2 protein-coding genes are annotated in these 1,534 nt (G+C 59.5%); both read left to right on the top strand.

The genetic code is table 11. From position 1 onward, the window contains the following. The first annotated feature begins 163 nt into the window (after positions 1-163). The gene (locus tag WBF74_RS03545) at positions 164-1,081 is read left to right on the top strand and encodes an oxygenase MpaB family protein (RefSeq protein WP_424435258.1); all 918 of its coding nucleotides are present in this window, start codon (positions 164-166) and stop codon (positions 1,079-1,081) included. Positions 1,082-1,114: 33 nt separating this feature from the next. Further along, positions 1,115-1,534, top strand: a 420-nt coding sequence (locus WBF74_RS03540; protein ID WP_424435255.1) for an acyl-CoA dehydrogenase family protein, incomplete at its 3' end; no start/stop codon positions are given.

Below are 1,534 nucleotides of genomic sequence, written 5' to 3'. Positions count from 1 at the left end.
AAACTGGCTCTTGAACGCGCCTGTTTCGGACGTTTTTTTGGTTTCAAATCAGATGGTTGCACCTTACGCACCGTAAAGCTCGAGGGTGTCCTGAAATCCGAGTTTTCCGAGCAATTACTTGGATTATAGTGCCGGTGGCGGTGGCGCGGCAAAGGAGGACGCAATGTCTATCACGAGCGGGGAGCGCGACACTGCCTTCGAGTCCGGACGTGAGGGGGACACGGCGCGCCCTTATGGTGGCGCGGTACCGAGACTCGATTTTACCCTTCCCAAGGGCGATCCGGGGCTTTTGGGCCCCGGATCGATGGGATGGAAGGCCAGCGCGAACCCGGTGGTGAGCGCCATTGGCGGCATTGCAGCCGTCATTCTCGAACTTTCAGAAAAACATGTGCGCGCGGGCGTGTGGGATCATTCGACTTTCAAGGTCGATCCGATCCGCCGCATGGAGCGCACGGGTATTGCGGCGATGGCCGTGACCTATGGCCCCACCGCCATGGCGGAACAGACCTTTCGCCGCGTCACCCGCATGCATGAGCGCGTGACAGGAACGACGCATGATGGCGCAAGCTACCGCGCGATGGAGCCTGAGCTTCTCACCTGGGTTCATGCCACCGCCTCATGGGGATTTCTCAACGCCTATAAGCGCTATATCGATCCCGGTCTCTCGCGCGAGGATGAGAGCCGCTACTATCGCGAGGGCGAAGTCATCGGCAAAGGGTTCGGTGCGGAATGGGTGCCGACATCAGCGGATGAGATGGATGCCTATATGGCCGAGATGATGCCGAAGCTTTATGCGAATGAGACGGTGCAGGAGTTTCTGGCACTGGTGCGCGATGCAACGCCGCTCGGTGCGGCTGGCAAGCCGCTGCAACGCCTTGTCACGCAGGCAGCGATTGATCTGTTGCCGGAGGAACTGCAAAGACAGTGTGGCGTCGCGGTTTCCGCAGCGGCGAGGCCGGTGGTGCGCCCTGCCATGCGCGCGCTTGCCTCATCACTCGGCTTTGCAATGCGCTTTGCCAAGGATCAGCCTGCCCATCAGGCTTGCCGCCGCATGGGAGTCTCGACAGACTGCCTGCGGTGATCGAATCCCCAAAAAGAAAAGCAGAAGAAACCGATGAATCTCGACCTTACGCCGGCCGATGCCGCGTTCCGCGATGAAGTACGCCAATTCCTTGCAGAGAATCTGACACCCGAACTGGCAGAAGCAGGCAAGCTCACCACGTCCGTCTTTACCGACAAGCAGTGGAACCTTGCCTGGCAAAAAATTCTCTACAAGAAGGGATGGGTCGCGCCGAACTGGCCCGTCGAATATGGCGGCACGGGCTGGACCGAGATGCAGAAATATATCTGGGTTTCGGAATGCACGCGGGCAGGCACGCCGAACCTTTCTCCGATGGGGCTTCGCATGTGCGGGCCGATGCTGATGAAGTTCGGCACCAAGGAGCAGAAGGACTATTACCTGCCGCGCATCCTTTCGGGCGAGGATTATTGGTGTCAGGGCTATTCAGAGCCGGGCGCGGGTTCGGACCTTGCC

It is taken from the genome of Parvibaculum sp. (genome assembly GCF_049672805.1).
Taxonomy (GTDB): Bacteria; Pseudomonadota; Alphaproteobacteria; order Parvibaculales; family Parvibaculaceae; genus Parvibaculum.
This window is presented reverse-complemented; position numbering and strand designations above follow the sequence as displayed.